The organism is Saccharomonospora sp. CUA-673, assembly GCF_001942305.1.
Taxonomy (GTDB): Bacteria; Actinomycetota; Actinomycetes; order Mycobacteriales; family Pseudonocardiaceae; genus Prauserella.
In genome coordinates, this window is record NZ_MKKE01000041.1 from 1 (window position 1) to 18,409 (window position 18,409).

Below are 18,409 nucleotides of genomic sequence, written 5' to 3' on the forward strand. Positions count from 1 at the left end.
CCGAGGCATCCGATAAGTCAACGCCAAAGCGGTATGAATCCGATCCAAAACCCCCTGCGGCGACAGCCGAAGCTCAGGCGCCAACGCCTCAGCCAACGACCGCCGCTCCACCGAATCCGACGACGTCCCGGAGTCGAGCGAAGCAAGAAACGACACCTCAGCAGCATCAGCCCGAGCCCGCAAAGCAAGAACCGACCGAGCCTCGTCAACAATCCCCTCAACATCTCTCACGCAACCACTATACCGAACAACTGATCGACATTCACCACCCACAAGGATGATGAACAACTACCACGCAAAGTAACAAAACATCGAACCAAGAAACAAACCCTTGCGCCCTGACTGCAGTGTGATACCCCAAAAGCCGCGGTCGACGGGATGACACTTCCCCCGGCGGCAAAGCCGCCCAACATCCCGGAGACCTGCCCGCCGGCGAGGCATCGTCACCCCAAAGCAACAACACGGCGACGCCAACTGCTGACACGGCGACGCCAACTGCCAACACAGCGACGCAGAACGCCAACACGGCGACGCGGATTGCTGACACGGTGGCCGACCGGCACCGCGCTCACCCCGCCCGGGCTCACACCCCGCGCAACAGTGTTCCCGCGGCTGTGCAGGCTTCGTCGGTGATGATGTGTTCGTCGCCGGGGTCGATGCGGAGGTCGACGTGGGCGCCGGCGTGGCGGAGCAGCTCGGCGGTGTCGTCGACGCGGTGGCGTGGCACCCAGGGGTCGCGTTCGATGCTGCGCATGACGGTGGGTACGCCGTGCAGGGGGCGGTCGGCGGGTGCCGGGGGAGCGGTGTCGCCGATGTAGCCGCCGGTGAACAGCACGATCCCGGCGACGCGTCGGGGCGCGGTGAGCGCCCAGTGGGAAAGCAGGCAGGCGCCCTGGGAGAAGCCCCACAGCACGATGCGATCGGCGTCGAATCCGGCGTCCAGCACGCTGTCCCACGTCGTTTCCATGGTCTGCAGCGCACGGTCGAGCGCGGGTTCGTTGCGGTCGGCCGGTTCGAGGAACGACAGCGGGTACCACGTGTTGCCGTCGGCCTCGGGGGCGTAGAAGCGCGCGGGAACGGTCCCGAATCGGCCGGCCACGTCCTGCATGAACGCAGGATCCTGCCCGCGTCCGTGGACGGTGAGCACGGCGACCCGGGCCTGTTCCCGCGCGACACCCCATTCGTGCGGTGCTGCGTTCACGCGGCCTCCTGTGTCTTGCGGGGCACCCTCCCCTGCTGCGGCGAAAAAGCATGCCACAGCGGGGGCCCAACCCGGTCGGCCTTCGTGAACGCCGCTCCGCACGCTCCGCGATTCTCGTTCACGCGGCCTCCTGCAACTCCAGGAAGACCCAGTGCGCGTCGGGGGCGAGGCCGCTGAGCCACTTGCCGCAATGCTGGAGCACCACGGGTCCGGAGGTGACGTGCTGGGTGCCGGCGTGCAGATCGCGGAAGAACCGCTGCAACGCACCACTGCGCAGCGCTGCCGTGCCGGCCCACTTGTAGACCGTCTGCCCCAGGGCGTGCACCTGCCACGTCGTGTTGTTGAGCATCAGGCGCGTCAACGTCTCCTGCTCGGTGTCGAGCACCTCGCCGGCGTCCAATGTGGCCTCGTTGGACTCCCATACCTCCATCGCCCATGCCCGCGCGGCCCGCAACGCGGCCTCGGCACGGGCGTACTCGGCGTAGAACTGCTGGGTGTCGACGGCGGCGCCGGGGGTGCCGGTCTTCTTGGCGGCGAGGGCCTGCATCTCGTCGAGCATGCGTCGGCCGACGCCGAGCGCCCAGCCGGTGTGGCAGATGCCGGACATGTTGGCCAGGCCCATGCGGTAGATCGTGCCGCCGTGCAGGGTGTCGGTGGTCGCGATCTGGTAGATGTGGCTGTCCGGGACGAAAAGGTCCTCGCACACGTAGTCGTGGCTGGCGGTGGCGCGCAGGCCCATGACGTCCCAGTTGTCGACGAGCGTGGCTTGGTCCTTCGGCAGCGTGAACACGAGCGCCTCGCCGGTCTCCTCGCACAGCGCGGCGGTGTGGATGTGGCTGGCCATCGAGATGCCGGACGCGAAGTGCCAGTGCCCGCTGATCCGGTAGCCGCCGTCGACCTTGACGGCGGTGCCGAGTTTGGTGCCCTGACCGGCGATGACGGCGTGGTCGCCGCCGTCGACGTCCGGGTAGAGGTCGGCCACCGCCTCCGGTCCGAGGTAGGCGGCGGTGGTGCCGGTGACCATCTGCAGCGCCATGAACGCCCACCCCACGGAGGCGTCGGCGTAGGTGATCTTGGCGATCGTGTCGATCACCTGACGCGGCGAGAACTCGTAACCGCCCAGTTCGTGCGGGATGCCGACCTTGAGCGCGCCGGTCTCGGCGAGCGCCTTCGCGGCCTCGTCGGGCACCCGACCGAGTTCCTCACCCAGGTCGGCGGTGTCCTGCAACACCGGCGTGATGTCCTCGAGGCGCTGCATGAGCGCGTCGAACTCGTCGCTGACGTGCAATCGGTTCGTCATGTCGATCCCTCACTTGCTCAGCGTGTTGAGAATCCAATCGATGACCCGGCCGGCGATCTCGTCGGAGTTGGCCTCGAAGATCAGTGCGTGCCCGTTGCCGGTGATGCCGACGTCGGGCAGGTGCATGAGCTGCGCCTGCGCGCCCGCGTCGGCCAGGAAGTCGACGACCTGCGGGGCGAATCCGGCGAACGCCGACGCCCCGCCCGTGACGACGGTGACCGGTGTCCCGGTGAGGCCGGGGATCGTGCGTCCCGGCACCTGCGCGGGGTGTTCGGCGGGAGGGTCGCACGTGATCTCCGCGCTGGTCAGGCCCCACGTGAGCTCGCCGAGTCCGGGGAACTCGGCGAAGGCGGGGCCGATGGGTTCGACCGCGACGATGCCCGCGACGCGGTCGGGTCGTGCGTTCGCCGTCAGCCAGCCGACGGGACCGCCCGCCGAGTGCGTCACGAGCACGGCGTCGCCGATGACGTCGAGCAGCCGGGCGAGCCGGTCGGCGTCGAGGCGTTGCGATTCGGCGAGATCCGCGGGCAGCGGTCCCATCGGTGCGACCAGCTGGTCGACGTCGGCGGAGCCGAGCTCCCGGTCGAACGTCCACTGTGTCTGGCCGGCGCGCGACTCCTCCGGCAGGAACAGCGCCTGCGCGGCCTCGTAGGGGAACTGCGCGCCCATCGGGGAGATGACGTCCGGGTGATACGGCGAACGCCCGTGTCCACATCGGTCGACGACGTAGACGGCGAACCCGGCCTCGACGAACCGGGTCGCCCAACCCGGCCTGCCGTCGGGGGTGCCGGTCCAGTCGGTGCCCTGCCCACCGCCGCCGTGCACCAGCACGAGCGGCACCGGGCGGACCTCGCCCACCGGGGCCTCCCACTGCACGAACATCGGGCCGCGCTGCACCGTGCCGTGCTCGGCGGCCACGCGCTCGCCGGGAATCCAGAACTGTCCACGGCGGACGGTCACCTCGTAGCCGCCCGCCTCGTGCGGTGCTGTCATCGCGTCCGCCTCAGATGTCGATCGGCTCGAGGCGGCCCAGCAGCTCCTCGCGGAGGTGCTCGAACTGCTCGGGCAACTGGAACCGGGTGCCGAGCTCGTGCGGCGACTCGTCGCAGGTCCACCCGCCGTCGGCGTGGGTGACCGCCAACTCGAACAGCGCACCGCTCGGCGTGCGCACGTAGACGCTCTTGAAGTACTTGCGGTCCTTGAGCTCGGAGATGTCGGTGTAGCCGCGGCCCTCGATGTCGAACTTCACCGAGTCCTGGTTGTCGAGGGTGTCCAGGTTCCAGGCGAAGTGGTGGTAGGTGCCCGCGCGTAGCCCCACGTGCCCTGGTCGTCGGTGCGGTTGACCGTGATCTCGAGGTGGTTGCCGTGCTTGGCCTCGCCCAGCTGCAGACCGACGACCGAGCCTTCCTCGGCCAGGCCCTCCTGGGCGAAGAACGACTCGCCTGCGAACTCGACCATCCGGTCCGGCGTGGTCATGTGCACGCCGACACCGTGGATACCGTGGATCGCGTGTTCCTGCGGAACGCCGTACCCGGGATGTCCGATGCGGTCGTCGCCGTCGTTGCCGACCATGACGTACTCGATGCCCGACGGGTGGCGGAACGCGAGCCTGCGCCTGCCGAACCGTTCGACGTTCGCGACATCGATGTCGTGTCCGGTGAGCCTGGTGTGCCAGAAGTCGAGCGAACCCTCCGGTACCGACAGCAGCACCTCGCGGGCCTGGTTGGTACCGCGTGTGCCGAAGAACCCGGCCTGCGCCCACGGGAAGGTCGTCACGACGCTGGAGGGATCGCCCGCGGCGTTGGCGTAGTAGAGGTGGTAGATCGGCACCGAGCCGTCGAACAGGACGGTGCGCTTGATGAAGCGCATCCCGAGGACCTTGACGTGGAAGTCGACGTCCTCCTGCGCGTCGGCCACCGACAGTGTCACGTGATGTGACCCCAGCACGTACGTCATGACGGACTCCTCATCGTTGAGAGCTGGTGCGAGATCCGATGAGGCGAATGTAGGAACGGCGACCCCGCGGTGTCTGGTGCCAGGGCGCAGAGGGCTGTCGCGAGAGCGCGCCGCTGGGTACCGTTGCTGGCACGACGCGCCCGCACCCGTGGAGATGACAACGATGTCATTTACGTCGCTCACCGAACGATTCGCCGTTCCGGGGCCCTCGCCGAACCCCATCGCGTTCCCGTCCTGGATCGACGCGGTGCGGCGCAGCGTGATGCGTTTCGAGTTCGACTGCGACCGGCCCGAGCGGTTCCGCGGCACGGTCCGCGACCGGGGGCTGCACGGCGTCAGCTTCATCGACATGACCTCGCAGCCGCACGCCGCCTACCGCGATCACCACGTCATCTCCGCCGACGACGCCGGCTACTACGTGCTCACGTTGCAGCTCAGCGGCGACATCCGGATCGCGCAGGACGGGCGGGTCGCACGGTTGCGCGCGGGCCAGTTCGCGCTCTACGACTCGGGCCGTCCCGCGACGCTCACCGTCGGCAAGGACTACCGCTCGACGTGCATCCGATTCCCGAAGAACGCGATCGCCTCGCGCCGCGACGATCCGCTCGACGACCTCACCGCCCGCCCGTTGACGTGCGAACCGGGCATGCCCGACGCCGTGTGGACCGCCATCCTCGGCGTCAACCGCAACCTCGAATCGCTCGGCGCGCACGGCTATCCCACGGTGCGTTCTCTGTTGACGCTCGTCAGCTCCATGCTGCTCGGGCAGTTGGGCCGGCACGTGCCCGCGCAGCCGACCGACGAGGAGCTCCTCGGTCGTATCCTCGACCACATCGACGCCCACCTGGCCGACACCGGGCTCAGTCCCGGACACATCGCGGCGGCGCACTTCCTGTCGCCGCGGACCCTGCACGCGCTGTTCGAGGGGACCGGGACGACGGTCGCGCGCTACATCCGCCAACGCCGCGTCGAACGCTGCCGGTTCGATCTGGCCGACCCCGCCCTGGCCGACGTGCCGGCGTCGGCGATCGGGGCGCGGTGGGGATTCGCCGACGCCTCGCATTTCGGACAGGTCTTCAAACGCGAGATCGGGCTGGCGCCGGCGGAGTTCCGCAGGCAGATGCTCGCCGAGCCGCGGTGATGCCGGTGGACGCGCCCGGACTGACCCGGTTCCGCACGAGCGACGTCGCCGAACCGCGCAGGCTCGCCGCCTGGGAGGAGCACAACGCCCGTTCACTGGTCGGGCTCACGGCCAGTCCGATCGGGGACCGGCCGTTCTCCGGGGTCGAGGTCAACCTCGCGCTGCCGCGCCTGCAGTTGGCGCGGGTGACCGGATCCCCGCACGTCGTCGACCGGGGTCCGCGGCAGATCGCGACGGCCCCGGCCGACGGTGTCGTCGTCTACGTCGCACTGGCCGGGCACGGGCGGTTCGAGCATCGCGCCGGCGACGCGGTCCTGGGGCCGGGGCAGCTGCTCGTATGCGATGCGGATCAGCCGTTCCGTCGCGGGTTCTCAGACGGTCTCACGGAACTCGTGCTCAAGGCGCCGCGCGCCGTGCTGCGGGACGCAACCGGACACGGCGGCCTCGCCCGGCCGCGGACCGTCGACCTCGGGGCAGGCTCCACGGAGGCCGGGGCCGCGCACGCCCGCGCCCTCGCCGCTGCGGTCGCCGACGCCTTCCGCGGTCCGACCGGCTGGGAGACGGTGGAGGCGACGATCCTCGAACTGCTGCCCGCGGTGCTCGGCCGCAGCTCCCCGGACGCCGGGCATCTGGCCGCGGCGCATGCGTTCATCACGGCCCGGCTCGCCGACCCCGGCCTGTCGGCCGGCGGCATCGCCCGTGCCGTCGGCATCTCGGAGCGTCAGTTGTCGCGGCTGTTTGCCGCGGCCGGGCAGAGCGTGCCGCAGGCCGTGCAGTCGGCCCGGCTCGACGCCGCGCGGCGCATGCTCGCCGACCCCACGCACGCGGGCACGCCGCTCGCGGAGGTCGCCGGCCGGCACGGATTCGCCTCCCAGGCGCATTTCTCCCGCAGCTACCGGGCGCGGTTCGGCACCACACCCTCCCGCGACCGCCGCGCGTCGGCGGACTGACGAGGGCTTTTGCTCATTTCCGCCATCCTCGCCGCGAGACCGCCGAGCGAGGCGGCGAGCTGACACGCTCGCGGGCAGTTCCGGCGACGGGGCCGGAGGAACAGACGAGGCGGAAACCATGGTGACCTTCAACGACGGACTCGCCGACACCGCGCCGCCGGCCACCGCGGTGGTCGAGACGGACGTGCTCATCGTGGGCTCGGGCCCGGCAGGCGCGTCGGCGGCCCTGTTCCTGTCCACGCTGGGCGTGTCGAACACGATGATCACCAAGTACCGGTGGACCGCGAACACGCCGCGGGCGCACATCACGAACCAGCGGACCATGGAGATCTTCCGCGACCTCGGCATCGAGGAGCAGGTCCTCGCCGACGCCACCCCGCATCACCTCATCGGCGACACGGTGTTCTGCACCGCCATCGCAGGGGAGGAGATCGGCCGCATCCTCACCTGGGGCAACCATCCCGCCCGGCACGCCGACTACGAGCTCGCCTCGCCGTCGCTGAACTGCGACATCCCGCAGACCTACCTCGAACCGATCCTCGTGCGCAACGCGACGATGCGCGGCACCCAGACCCGCTTCAGCACCGAGTACCTCGGCCACGCCCAGGACGCGGACGGTGTGGACGTGCGCGTGCTCGACCGGTTCTCCGGCTCGGAGTACACGATCCGCGCGAAGTACCTGATCGCGCCGACGGTGCGCGCTCGAAGGTCGCCGCCGACCTCGACCTGCCCTACGAGGGGCAGATGGACATCGCCGGATCGATGAACATCACCTTCACCGCCGACCTGGCCGCGCTGTGCGACCACCGACCCTCGGTGCTGTACTGGGTCATCCAGCCGGGCGCCGACGTCGGCGGCATCGGCGCCGGCCTCGTGCGCATGGTGCGGCCGTGGAACGAATGGCTCATCGTGTGGGGCTTCGACATCGAGCAGGGCGCCCCCGAGGTGACCGAACAGGATGCGCGGCGGATCGTGCGCAACCTCGTCGGCGACCCCGACCTCGACGTCGAGATCACCGGAATCTCGTTGTGGGGCAACAACGAGCAGTACGCGACCCGGTTGCAGAGCGGACGCGTGTTCTGCGCGGGCGACGCCGTGCACAAGCATCCGCCGAGCAACGGACTCGGGTCCAACACATCCATTCAGGACTCGTACAACCTGGCGTGGAAACTGGCCGCCGTCCTCGACGGCCGGGCAGGGACCGAACTGCTCGAGACCTACACCGCCGAACGCGCACCCGTCGCGAAGCAGATCGTCACGCGCGCCAACCGGTCGGCCCGCGAGTTCGGTGCCCTGTTCACCGCGCTCGGCCTGGACGACGCCGAGACCCCGGAGGAGATGCTCGCGCGCATCGAACAGCGCAAGGACGCCACGGCCGAGGGCGCGACCACCCGCGCCGCGGTGCGCGAGGCGATGGAACTGAAGAACTACGAGTTCAACGCCCACGGTGTCGAACTGGGGCAGTGGTACGACCCGGCGGCCTCGACCGCCGTCGTCGGCGACGGGACACCGCGGCCCGCGCCGACCCGCGATCCGGAGTTGTTCTACGAACCGTCGACGTATCCCGGCGTGCGCCTGCCGCACGCGTGGGTGGGCGACGCCGCACGCAAGCTCTCGACCCACGACCTCGCGGGCTACGACGGATTCACGCTGCTGACCGGCATCACCGGCGAACCGTGGGTCGCCGCGGCGCAGAAGGCGGCCGAGGACCTCGGCGTGCGCGTCGAACCCGTCGTCATCGGCCCAGGCCGCGAGGTCACCGACCTGTACTTCGACTGGGCCGAGCTGTGCGGCGTCGCCGAGGACGGCGCCGTGCTCGTGCGGCCCGACAAGCACATCGCCTGGCGCAGCGAGCATCTCGTCGACGATCCCGAGCGGGAACTCGCCGGCGTCCTCCGGCACGTGCTGAGCCGGAACGAGGGCGCATGAGCTGGGAGTTCGACCACGTCACGCTCGGCCAGCGGGTGCGTTTCGGCACGGGGAAGGTCGCCGAGAACGTCGCGGCCGAGGTGGCCCTGTTCGACGCGCGGCGGGTGTTGCTCGTGGCCGCCGAGGCCGAGGACGAACCGGCCCGCCGCGCGACCGCGGACATCGACGTCGCCGCGCGGTGCGCCGACGTGCGCCCGCACGTGCCCGTCGACAACGCCCACCGTGCGCGCGAACAGGCCGTCGAGACCGGTGCCGACCTGCTGCTCAGCGTCGGCGGCGGGTCGACGACGGGCCTGGCGAAGGCGATCGCGCTGACCAGCGGCCTGCCGATCGTCGCCGTGCCCACCACCTACGCCGGCTCCGAGGCGACCAACGTGTGGGGCCTGACCGAGCACGCGCGCAAGACCACCGGCAGCGACGACCGGGTGCTGCCCGCCACCGTCGTCTACGACGCCGAACTCACGCTGTCCCTACCCGTCGAACTGTCGGTGACCTCCGGCTGCAACGCCCTCGCCCACTGCGTGGACTCGATGTGGGCACCGCGCACCGACCCGATCGACCAGGCGCTCGCCGTGGAGGGGATCCGCGCGCTCGCCGCCGGACTCCGCGCGGTCGGGCAGGACCCCGCCGGCGTCGACGGGCGCGAACGGATGCTGTACGGCGCGTACCTGGCCGCCGTCGCGTTCGCCTCCGCCGGATCCGGGCTGCACCACAAGATCTGCCACGTCCTCGGCGGCGCCTACGACCTGCCGCACGCCGCGACCCACACCGCGGTGCTGCCGTACGTCCTGGCGTTCAACGGTCCACATGCGACGGACGCGGCCATGCGGATCGCCACTGCGTTCGGCGGCGCTGCCGATGCCGACGGCGCGGTGGCCGGGTTGCTCGCGTTGTACGACGAGCTCGGTGCATCGCACGCGTTGCGGGAGGCCGGTCTCGCCGAGGACGTGATCGCCGAGGCCGCCGGACTGGTCCTGCCCGTCGTGCCGGCCGGCAACCCGCGCCCGGTGAGCGAGGCCGACCTGACTGCGCTGCTCACCGCCGCGTGGGCAGGCCGGGACCCGACGAGCCTGCGACCCTGACCCGAACGAGACCGTTACCTGAACGCGCCGACCCGAACAGCGCCGACCCGAATTCCGCTGTGAGCCGAGAGGACCGCCCCGCCATGAGCACCACCGACGAGCCCACCACCGGCGCCGACCAGCAGGGGATCGAACAGCAGCGGATCGAGCAGCGACTGGTCGACGAGGTTGCCGCCTCGTTCGCCGGGGCGCAGGACGTGCGGCTGCGCACGGTGCTCGAATCGCTGACCCGGCACCTGCACGCCTTCATCCGCGACGTGCGGCTCACCGAGGACGAGTGGAAGCAGGCCATCGACTTCCTGACCGCCGTCGGCCACATCACCGACGACCGGCGCCAGGAGTTCATCCTGCTGTCCGACGTGCTCGGCGCGTCCATGCAGACCATCGCCGTGAACAACCCGGTCCAGGACGGGCCGCGGGGCGGGGCGACCGAGGCGACCGTGTTCGGGCCGTTCTTCGTGGAGGACGCGCCGCTGATCGAACCCGGCGGCGACCTCGCGGGAGGTGCGGCCGGACAGCCGTGCTGGGTCGAGGGCACGGTCCGCGACCTCGACGGCACGCCCGTGCCCGGTGCGCGGATCGAGGTGTGGGAGGCCGACGACGACGGCCGCTACGACGTGCAGTACGACGACGGCCGCGTGGCCGGCCGGGGACACCTGTTCTCGGGCGAGGACGGGACGTTCCGCTTCTGGTGCGTGACGCCCACGCCGTACCCGATCCCGCACGACGGCCCGGTCGGCAGGCTTCTGGAGGCCGCGGGACGGTCGCCGATGCGCGCCGCCCACCTGCACTTCATGGTCACGGCCGAGAACCTGCGCACGCTCGTCACGCACATCTTCGTCGAGGGCGACGAGCAGCTCGCCGTCGGCGACGCCGTGTTCGGCGTCAAGGACTCGCTGGTGCAGCGGTTCGTCCAGCAGCCCGCGGGCACGCCCACGCCCGACGGGCGCGATCTGGGCGAGCGCTCCTGGGCGCGGGTGCAGTTCGACATCGTGCTCGCCCCGGCCGCCACCGACGGCTGAGCGCGGCACCGGGTGGGCGGGCGCCGATCCGGTGTCCCAATTCACAGAACCTCACCCAGTGGTGAATGCCCTCCTCGGCCGTCCGGCGACAGCTTTCCGGCACCGATCTTTTGTTTCTGGCTGAGAAAATAGAAGTAATCCCAGCTCGCTTCTCGCTGGTGGGGAATTCTCTCGATTACTGCATGCGAAGCCGCAGGTCAAGTCGCTTCCCAGGGCTCGGATGATTGTGGAAAACGGCTAAAATAAATGCGACGCTCGTCGCCTGGCCGCTTTCCGTCTCCGGCATCGTCGCTGTGGGGCCGATGCGGCTGCCCTTGCTGTCACCGTCCCCATCGGAAGGCTGGAGAAGTTGAGCTTGTCGAAGAAACGCCGTCTTCTGTCCGCGGCAGCGGTCGGGCTCGCGGCCTGCCTCGTGGCGACCGGATGCACGCGCGCCGACGAGAACACCGCCACCGAACTCGAGGACCAGGGCCCCGCCGACGAGGTCCGCCTCGGATACTTCCCCAACGTCACGCACGCGCCCGCGATCATCGGCCTCGAGCGCGGGCACTTCGAGGACGAACTCGGCGACACGCAACTGACGAGCCAGACGTTCAACTCCGGCACCGAGGAGGTGAACGCGCTGCTGGGCGGATCGCTCGACATCGGCTACATCGGTTCGGCCCCCGCCATCAACGCGTTCACCAAGTCCGAGGGGCGGATCCAGGTCGTCTCCGGTGCCGTCGCGGGCGGCGCGCAGCTCGTCGTCGACCCCGAGATCACCGAGCCCGAGGACCTCAAGGGCAAGACGATCGCCACGCCGTCCCTGGGCAACACCCAGGACGTCGCCCTCAAGAAGTGGCTCGACGAGGAAGGCCTCACCGGCGAGGTGAACGTCGCCAACCTCGACAACCCGCAGACGTTCGACGCCTTCCGCGGCGGCGAGGTCGACGGCGGCTGGCTGCCCGAGCCGTGGTCCTCGCGGCTCGTCGAGGACGCCGACGCCGAGGTGCTCGTCGACGAGGAGGACCTCTGGCCCGACGGGAAGTTCCCGACGACCGTGATGCTCGTGCGCACCGAGTTCCTCCAGCAGCACCCGGAGACCGTGCGCGCCATGGTCAAGGGCTCGCTCGACGCGGCGAACTGGGGACGCGACAACGCCGACGAGGCCAAGGACGTCGTCGACGAGGGAATCCGCAACGTCACCGGCAGCGACCTGCCCGGCCCGGTGCTGGACCGCGCGTTCGAGAACCTCGAGCTGACCGCCGACCCCATCTCGTCGACCTACGAGCAACTGGCCCACGACTCCGTGACCGCCGGCGTGGTCGACGAGGCCGTCGACCTGCACGGATTCCTCGACCTGCGGCTGCTCAACGAACTGCAGGAACAGGCGGACGAACCGCCCGTCGAGGCAGCCGGACTGCAAGCCGAGTAGCGCCCCACGACCGACAGGGAGAAGCCGATGAGCGTGACACTGGATCAGCCGGAGCTGGCGACCTCGACCGACGTCGCCGTGCAACTGTCGGGCGTGGCCAAGGTCTTCGGCCACGGCCGGGACGCCGTCACCGCACTCGAGAACGTGGACCTGACCGTCGCGCCGGGCGAGTTCGTCTGCCTGCTCGGCGCCTCCGGGTGCGGCAAGTCGACGATGCTGAACCTCGTCGCCGACCTCGACGCACCGACCACCGGCACGGTCACCCGCAACACCACGCGGCCCGCCGTGATGTTCCAGGACCCGGCGCTGATGCCGTGGCTGACCGCGGGCCGCAACGTCGAACTTGCCCTGCGGCTGGCCGGTTTCCCGCGCACGGGCCGCAAGGAGAAGGCCTCCGAGCTGCTGCAGCTCGTCCGCCTCGAGGGCCAGGAACGCAAGCGTCCGCACGAGCTGTCCGGTGGTATGCGCCAGCGCGTCGCGTTGGCCCGCTCGCTGGCCAGCACCCACCGCACCGACGGTGAGGACCGTCCGTCGCTGCTGCTCATGGACGAGCCGTTCGCGGCGCTGGACGCCATGACCAAGGACGTCATGCAGGGCGAACTGCTGCGGATCCACGCGGCCCTGCAGTCGTCGGTGCTGTTCGTGACCCACGACGTGCGCGAGGCGGTGCGGCTCGGCCGGCGCATCGTGCTGCTGTCCTCGCGCCCCGGCCGCGTCGTGCGCGAATGGACCAACACCACCGACGGCCACAACCCCGAACTCGTCGACGAGATCAACGCGAAGCTGCGCGAGGTGATCAGCACACATGCCCGCAAGTCCGCCTGACAACGATCTCGCCGCAGTCAGCGCGGGCCTCGACGCACTCGACGCGCCCACGGCGGTCAAACGGCCGCCGCTGTGGAAACGGCTGTCCAAGAGCCTGCTGCCGCCGCTGGTGACGATCGGCATCGTCATCGCCGTGTGGCAGGTGCTGTGGGCCAGTGCGATGTGGCCCGAGTTCAAACTGCCCGCCCCGCTCGACGTGTGGGGCGAGTTCTGGACCACCGCCAGCAGCGGTGAACTGCTCGAGGTCGTGTGGACCTCCATCCACCGCGCCGTGCTCGGCTTCCTCGCCGGCGTCGCGATCGGCACGCCGCTGGGGCTGCTCGTCGCGCGCGTGTGGTTCGTGCGCGCCGCGATCGGACCGCTGCTGATCGGCCTGCAGAGCCTGCCGTCGGTCGCGTGGGTGCCGGCCGCGATCCTGTGGTTCGGCATCAACGACGCCGCGATCTACTTCGTCGTGCTGCTCGGCTCGGTGCCGTCGATCGCCAACGGCCTCGTCGCCGGCATCGACCAGGTGCCGCCGATGCTGCCGCGCGCGGGCAAGGTGATGGGCGCGGGCCGGCTCCAATCCGCCCGGTTCATCCTGCTGCCCGCCGCGCTGCCCGGGTACCTCGCGGGTCTGAAGCAGGGTTGGGCGTTCTCGTGGCGCTCGCTCATGGCCGCCGAGCTGATCGCGATCTCCCCGCAGCTGGGCGTGGGACTCGGCGCGTACCTGAGTCACGGGCAGGACTTCAACGACATGCCCAAGGTGCTCGCCGCGATCTTCCTCATCCTGATCGTGGGTGTCGGTATCGACCTGCTCGTCTTCCGGCCACTCGAACGCTCGGTCCTGCACGCCAGAGGCCTGACCTCAGGCGTCTGACCGCGGCCGTGTCAGCACCTGGCGTCGCCGTGTCAGCAGTTCGCGTCGCCGTGTTGGCATTCCGCGGTGTGGTGTTGTCAGGAGCGGCTGGGTCAGGACAGGGCCGTGGCCAGGCGGCCGCCGACGTCGCGTAGCTCCTGCGCGTCGGCGGCCACGCCCGGTGTCCACGGCAGGGTCAGCTGGTCCCGGGCATCGCGGTAGCGCGGGGTCACGTGCAGGTGGAAGTGGAACACCGTCTGCCAGGCGTCGGCGCCGCAGCAGTTCAGCAGGTTCACCCCGTCGGCGCCGAGCTCGTCGACCAGGGCCCGCGCGACGCGTTGCGCCGTGCGGGTCGTCGCCGACAGATCGTCGGCGGGGATGTCCAGCAGGTCGCGGCTGTGCTGCTTCGGCACCACCAGCACGTGCCCCGGCGTCGCGGGGTTGATGTCCATGAAGGCCTGCGTCGTGTCGTCCTCGGCCACGGTCACCCCGGGCGCCGTACCGGCGACGATCCCGCAGAACACGCACTGCTCATTCATGCCGCCCGACTGTAGCGGGCCACGGATCCGCGGAGCGCAGGCAACGCGCATGCGCTCCACGGATCCCGCCGGTCAGCACCAGTGCATCGCCGTGGCGTCCACGAAGGACGGAACGTCGAAGAACACGTAGCCGTCGGCGTTCATCGGCTTGCAGTCGGTCGACATGCCGTTGCTCAGGTCCATCCTGGCCAGGACACCGTCGACGTTGCCGCAGCCGGTCACCGTCAGGTGGACACGCTGGTGGAGGTTGCTGGACTCGCCGTGCCACCTGGCCATGCACTGGGCCGCCGCCGTGTCACCGGCCGTGGTGGATTGCGGTTCGGGAGTGGCGGCAGCCGTACCGGCCGAGACACCGGCGATCAGCGCTGCGGAGGCGACGGTCAGTGCGGTCTTCGCGAACATGGATGAACCCCTTCTCCTGTGTCGTCGGCCCTGGAGCGGGCGGACGACACCACCGTCGCGCGGCACCGTGGCGATGAGGTGCAATCCGCGTGGTACCGCGTGACGTGGGATGCCAACACGGCGCCGGGAACTGCTGACACGGCGACGCAGGATGCTGACACGGCGACGCAGGATGCTGACACGGCGACGTGGGGTGCTGACACGGCGACGTTACGGCGTGCGGTGGGCGTCTCGGGTGGCGGCGTGGGCCTTCAGGAGGGCGCCGGTGGTGGGGAGGCCCTCCGGCGACGGCCAGGTGGCGGGGTCCCACAGCTTCGACCGCGCGAACGCACGTCCACAGTGGACGAACACCTCGCGCACCGTGACGACGACGGCCAGCTCCGGCGGGGTCCCTTTCACCGCGAACCGTTCGAGCACCTCGGGATCGCGGACGATGGCGGCCGTTCCGTTGACGCGCACCGTGTGGTCGGTGCCCGGCACGAGGAACAGCATCCCGACATGCGGGTTGCGCAGCATGTTCCGCATGCTGTCGACCCGCCGGTTGCCCGGCCGGTCGGCGAACGCGATGGTCCGCTCGTCGAGCACGAGCGCCCCGGCGCCCTCGTCGCCCCGCGGCGACACCTCCACGGTGCCCTCGCGCGAGCCCGACGCCAGCAGGAACAGCGGGGACGCCTCGAGGAACCGCCGCGTCTCGGCGTCGAGCGCGGGCGCGGCCTTGTCGCTGATCACCTCGACCGGCTCCTCGACCACCTCCCGCAGCTCCGCCTCCGACGCCACGACAGCATTGCCGGCGGACCCCGCCGCCCCCGCAGCCGACCCGGTCCCGGAACCGGAGGCCGGCGACTCCGCGGCATCCGCGGCATCCGCGGCATCGGCGACCCGGTTCCGGCCGATCGGCACGACGAGCGGGGTGTGCGACACGGGGTCGTCGATCACCCGGCAGGGCATGGCGAACACGTCCCGCACCAGGTCCTCGGTGACGACCGCGCGCGGCGCGCCCTCGGCGACGAGCGTGCCCTCGGACAGCACCACCAGATGGTCGGCATAGCGGGTCGCGAGGTTGAGGTCGTGCAGCACGGCCACGATGGTCGTGCCCTCGGCGCGGTTGAGATCGGCCAGCAGGTCCAACACCTCGACCTGGTGCGTGACGTCGAGGAACGTCGTCGGCTCGTCGAGCAGCAGCACCCCGGTGCGCTGCGCGAGTGCCATGGCGATCCACACCCGTTGCCGCTGCCCGCCGGACAGCTCGTCGACGGAGCGCTCGGCGAGGTCGAGCGTGTCGGTCGCGCGCATCGCGTCGGCCACGGCCTGTTCGTCGGCGTCCGACCAGCGTCCGAACCACCCCTGGTGGGGGCTGCGGCCACGGCCCACGAGGTCGGTCACCGTGATGCCCTCGGGAGCCGTCGGCGACTGGGGCAGCACGCCCAGCTTCACCGCGACGTCGCGGCTCGGCAGCGTGTGGATGCTCTTGCCGTCCAGATAGGCCGCGCCGGACGAGGGCCGCAGCAGCCGGGCCATGCCGCGCAGCAGCGTCGACTTGCCGCACGCGTTGGGGCCCACGATGACGGTGAACCCGCCGGGCGGCACGGTCACCGACAGTCCGTCGACGACCGTGCGTTCGCCGTAGCCGAGCGTGATGTCCTCGGTGTGCACGGTGGACGTGCCCCGCATGCCCTGCCCCTTTCCTCGCTACCCGCCGCGCCCGGCGCGGTTGTTCCTGGCCAGCAGCCACAGCAGGTACGGCGCGCCGACGGCGCCGGTGACGACGCCGACGGGGAACTGCTGCGCGCCGAACAGATGTTGACCGGCCAGGTCCGAACACAACACCACGAGCGCGCCGACGAGCGCGGCGGGTACCACTCCGGGCCGTGCCCCGCCGACGAGCCGGGCCGCGATCGGGCCGGACAGGAACGCCACGAACGCGATCGGCCCCGCGGCCGCCGTGCCGACGCCGATCAGGCCGGTGGCCGCGAGCAGCAACGCGATCCGGGACCGTTCGACGCCGAGGCCCAGTCCACGCGCCGAGTCGTCGCCGAGCTGCAGGGTCGGCAGCGCCCGCGCGAGGAGCAGCGCGAGCGGCACGAGCAGTGCGAGCGATCCGGCGAGGGGCACGACGCGGTCCCAACCGCTCTCGTACAGGCTGCCCGTGCGCCACAGCAGCGCCTGTTCGGCGTCGGTGATGTTGGCGCGCGTCATGAGGAACGACACGACGCTCAGCAGCGCCGCGTTGATGCCGATGCCGATCAGCACGAGCCGGTAGCCGTTGATGCCCTGTTGCCAGGCGAGCACGTAGATCAACGCCGCCGCCGCGATCGAGCCGGTGAACGCGCCCGCCGACACGGCGAAGCCGCCGGCGCCGAACACCACGATGGACAGCACCGCGGCGGCGCTGGCTCCCGCGGAGATGCCGAGCACGTCGGGGGAGGCGAGCGGATTGCGCAGCAGGCGTTGGAACAGCGCGCCCGCGAGTCCGAACGCGACACCCACCAGCAGGCCGGTGACGGCGCGGGGGAGCCGGAGTCCGAACAGGACGTAGTCGATGCGCGGCAGACTGTCGCCGGCGAACGCGGCGAGGATGTCCGGAATCCCGATCTGGAAATCGCCCACCGACAGCGACACCAGCAGCACCGCGACGAGTGCCGCAGCCAGCCCGGTGGTCACGGTCGCGGCACGTCGGCGTTCGCCGCGGCGGGCGCGCGCGACCCGCTCGACATCGGAGGGCCCGGACGTCGGAGGAGTCGGGCGCGCGGTCGTGGAGGTCATAGCGAGGCCGGCTTCCTGCGCCGCACGAGCAGGACGAGCACGGGCGCGCCGAGCAGCGCGGTGACGACCCCGGCCTGCACCTCGCCGGGCCGGGCGACGACGCGGCCGAGCACGTCCGCCAGCAGCAGCAACACCGGCCCGATGAGCAATGAGAGCGGCAGGATCCGCCGGTAGTCCGGTCCGGCGAGCATGCGCGCCAGATGCGGCACGGCGAGACCGAGGAAGGTGATCGGCCCGGCGAGCGCGGTCGCCGCACCGGCGAGGACGACGACCGCCGCGCCGCACAGCACGCGGTCGGTCGTGGTGTTCCGGCCGAACGCCCGTGCCACGTCGTCGCCGAGGGACAGGCCGTTGAGGACCTTGCCGAGCAGCAGCGCCCCGACGATGCCGACGACCAGGAACGGCAGCGCCTGGCCGACGATCTCCAGATCACGCCCGGCCAGAGTGCCGACCTGCCAGAACCGGAACCGGTCGTGCACGGCCGGGTCGGTGAGCAGCACGGCACTGATCAGCGAGGTCAGCGCCGCCGTCAACGCCGCACCGGTGAGCGCCAGCTTCAGTGGGGACGCGCCGCCGCGACCCATCGAGCCGATCGTGTAGACGACGACGGACGCCGCGGCCGCGCCGAGGAAACCGAACCACACGTACCCGGCCAGGCTGCTCACGCCGAACACGGCGATCCCCAGCACCACGAAGAGCGCGGCACCGGCGTTGACGCCGAAGATGCCGGGGTCGGCGAGCGGATTCCGCGTGAGGCCCTGGATCAGCGCGCCGGCCAGTCCCAACGCGGCACCGACGAGCAGTCCGGCGAGCGTGCGCGGCACGCGGCGTTCGCTGACGATCAGGTGTTCGGTGTTGCCGGGGTCGAACGCCGTGAGGGCGTCGAGCACGGTCGCGAGGGGAATGCCCTTCGTCCCGACCGCGAGGCTGAGCCCCACGGCGGCCGCGAGGCCGAGTCCGAGGACCAGACCCCACGTCACGGCCGCCGGGCCGCGGGTCCTCGCCCTGCCCGCGGCCGGTGCTCGCGCATGCAACCCGGTCACGGGG

At 70.8% G+C, this 18,409-nt stretch carries 18 protein-coding genes and 1 pseudogene; 9 read left to right on the top strand and 10 right to left on the bottom strand.

From position 1 onward, the window contains the following. Nucleotides 1-583: 583 nt before the first annotated feature. From BJF85_RS17825 to BJF85_RS17840, 5 genes are all read right to left on the bottom strand, one after another. The gene (locus BJF85_RS17825) at nucleotides 584-1,201 is read right to left on the bottom strand and encodes an alpha/beta hydrolase (protein WP_075849169.1); all 618 of its coding nucleotides are present in this window, start codon (nucleotides 1,199-1,201) and stop codon (nucleotides 584-586) included. Nucleotides 1,202-1,319: 118 nt separating this feature from the next. Continuing rightward, nucleotides 1,320-2,501 carry an acyl-CoA dehydrogenase family protein gene (locus BJF85_RS17830; RefSeq protein ID WP_075849171.1) on the bottom strand — a complete coding sequence of 394 codons (1,182 nt, stop codon included), beginning with the start codon at nucleotides 2,499-2,501 and terminating at the stop codon, nucleotides 1,320-1,322. A gap of 9 nt (nucleotides 2,502-2,510) precedes the next feature. Continuing rightward, a complete protein-coding gene (locus BJF85_RS17835; RefSeq protein WP_075849173.1) occupies nucleotides 2,511-3,494 on the bottom strand; it encodes an alpha/beta fold hydrolase in 984 nt (327 codons plus the stop codon). A gap of 10 nt (nucleotides 3,495-3,504) precedes the next feature. Next, nucleotides 3,505-3,750, bottom strand: a complete 246-nt coding sequence (locus tag BJF85_RS30340) for a hypothetical protein (RefSeq protein ID WP_369822209.1) — start codon at nucleotides 3,748-3,750, stop codon at nucleotides 3,505-3,507. Next, a complete protein-coding gene (locus BJF85_RS17840) occupies nucleotides 3,747-4,457 on the bottom strand; it encodes a VOC family protein (protein ID WP_255375718.1) in 711 nt (236 codons plus the stop codon). The genes BJF85_RS30340 and BJF85_RS17840 overlap by 4 nt, the downstream gene beginning before the upstream one ends. Before the next feature lie 163 nt (nucleotides 4,458-4,620). On the opposite strand from BJF85_RS17840, the gene BJF85_RS17845 reads away from it, so the two are divergent. The 9 genes and pseudogenes from BJF85_RS17845 (at nucleotide 4,621) to BJF85_RS17880 (ending at nucleotide 13,679) form a co-directional block, all read left to right on the top strand. Next, nucleotides 4,621-5,598, top strand: coding sequence for a helix-turn-helix domain-containing protein (locus BJF85_RS17845; protein WP_075849205.1), 978 nt, complete (start codon nucleotides 4,621-4,623; stop codon nucleotides 5,596-5,598). 5 nt (nucleotides 5,599-5,603) lie between these two features. Continuing rightward, nucleotides 5,604-6,548: a helix-turn-helix domain-containing protein gene (locus tag BJF85_RS17850; protein WP_083666516.1), complete on the top strand. Its 945-nt coding sequence runs from the start codon at nucleotides 5,604-5,606 to the stop codon at nucleotides 6,546-6,548. Between the two features lie 118 nt (nucleotides 6,549-6,666). Beyond that, nucleotides 6,667-7,754 (top strand): annotated as a pseudogene (locus tag BJF85_RS31520) (FAD-dependent oxidoreductase); the annotation flags it as partial. 207 nt (nucleotides 7,755-7,961) lie between these two features. Beyond that, nucleotides 7,962-8,477 carry a hypothetical protein gene (locus tag BJF85_RS31525; protein WP_369822212.1) on the top strand — a complete coding sequence of 172 codons (516 nt, stop codon included), beginning with the start codon at nucleotides 7,962-7,964 and terminating at the stop codon, nucleotides 8,475-8,477. Beyond that, nucleotides 8,474-9,559, top strand: coding sequence for a maleylacetate reductase (locus BJF85_RS17860; RefSeq protein WP_075849175.1), 1,086 nt, complete (start codon nucleotides 8,474-8,476; stop codon nucleotides 9,557-9,559). The genes BJF85_RS31525 and BJF85_RS17860 overlap by 4 nt, the downstream gene beginning before the upstream one ends. 83 nt (nucleotides 9,560-9,642) lie before the next feature. Then, entirely contained in the window at nucleotides 9,643-10,581 is a 939-nt protein-coding gene (locus tag BJF85_RS17865) for a dioxygenase (RefSeq protein ID WP_075849177.1), read from the top strand. Between the two features lie 355 nt (nucleotides 10,582-10,936). Continuing rightward, nucleotides 10,937-11,995 (top strand): ABC transporter substrate-binding protein, encoded by a 1,059-nt coding sequence (locus tag BJF85_RS17870; RefSeq protein WP_369822210.1) that lies wholly within the window; start codon nucleotides 10,937-10,939, stop codon nucleotides 11,993-11,995. A 27-nt stretch (nucleotides 11,996-12,022) separates the two neighbouring features. Next, nucleotides 12,023-12,820: an ABC transporter ATP-binding protein gene (locus tag BJF85_RS17875; protein ID WP_075849180.1), complete on the top strand. Its 798-nt coding sequence runs from the start codon at nucleotides 12,023-12,025 to the stop codon at nucleotides 12,818-12,820. Continuing rightward, complete coding sequence (locus tag BJF85_RS17880; protein ID WP_075849182.1) at nucleotides 12,801-13,679, top strand: ABC transporter permease; 879 nt, start codon at nucleotides 12,801-12,803, stop codon at nucleotides 13,677-13,679. The genes BJF85_RS17875 and BJF85_RS17880 overlap by 20 nt, the downstream gene beginning before the upstream one ends. A 92-nt stretch (nucleotides 13,680-13,771) precedes the next feature. Here BJF85_RS17880 and BJF85_RS17885 read toward each other — a convergent pair whose 3' ends face one another. The 5 genes from BJF85_RS17885 to BJF85_RS17905 all read right to left on the bottom strand — a co-directional run bounded on the left by BJF85_RS17885 (nucleotide 13,772) and on the right by BJF85_RS17905 (nucleotide 18,396). Next, nucleotides 13,772-14,197, bottom strand: a complete 426-nt coding sequence (locus BJF85_RS17885) for an HIT family protein (protein WP_075849184.1) — start codon at nucleotides 14,195-14,197, stop codon at nucleotides 13,772-13,774. Between the two features lie 72 nt (nucleotides 14,198-14,269). Continuing rightward, nucleotides 14,270-14,599, bottom strand: coding sequence for a hypothetical protein (locus tag BJF85_RS17890; protein ID WP_075849186.1), 330 nt, complete (start codon nucleotides 14,597-14,599; stop codon nucleotides 14,270-14,272). A 210-nt stretch (nucleotides 14,600-14,809) separates the two neighbouring features. Continuing rightward, a complete protein-coding gene (locus BJF85_RS31530) occupies nucleotides 14,810-16,270 on the bottom strand; it encodes an MSMEG_1061 family FMN-dependent PPOX-type flavoprotein (RefSeq protein WP_075849188.1) in 1,461 nt (486 codons plus the stop codon). Nucleotides 16,271-16,288: 18 nt separating this feature from the next. Continuing rightward, nucleotides 16,289-17,362, bottom strand: coding sequence for an iron chelate uptake ABC transporter family permease subunit (locus tag BJF85_RS17900; protein WP_083666512.1), 1,074 nt, complete (start codon nucleotides 17,360-17,362; stop codon nucleotides 16,289-16,291). Further along, entirely contained in the window at nucleotides 17,359-18,396 is a 1,038-nt protein-coding gene (locus BJF85_RS17905) for an iron ABC transporter permease (RefSeq protein ID WP_222844577.1), read from the bottom strand. Before BJF85_RS17905 ends, BJF85_RS17900 begins: the two co-directional genes overlap by 4 nt. Between the last annotated feature and the right edge of the window lie 13 nt (nucleotides 18,397-18,409).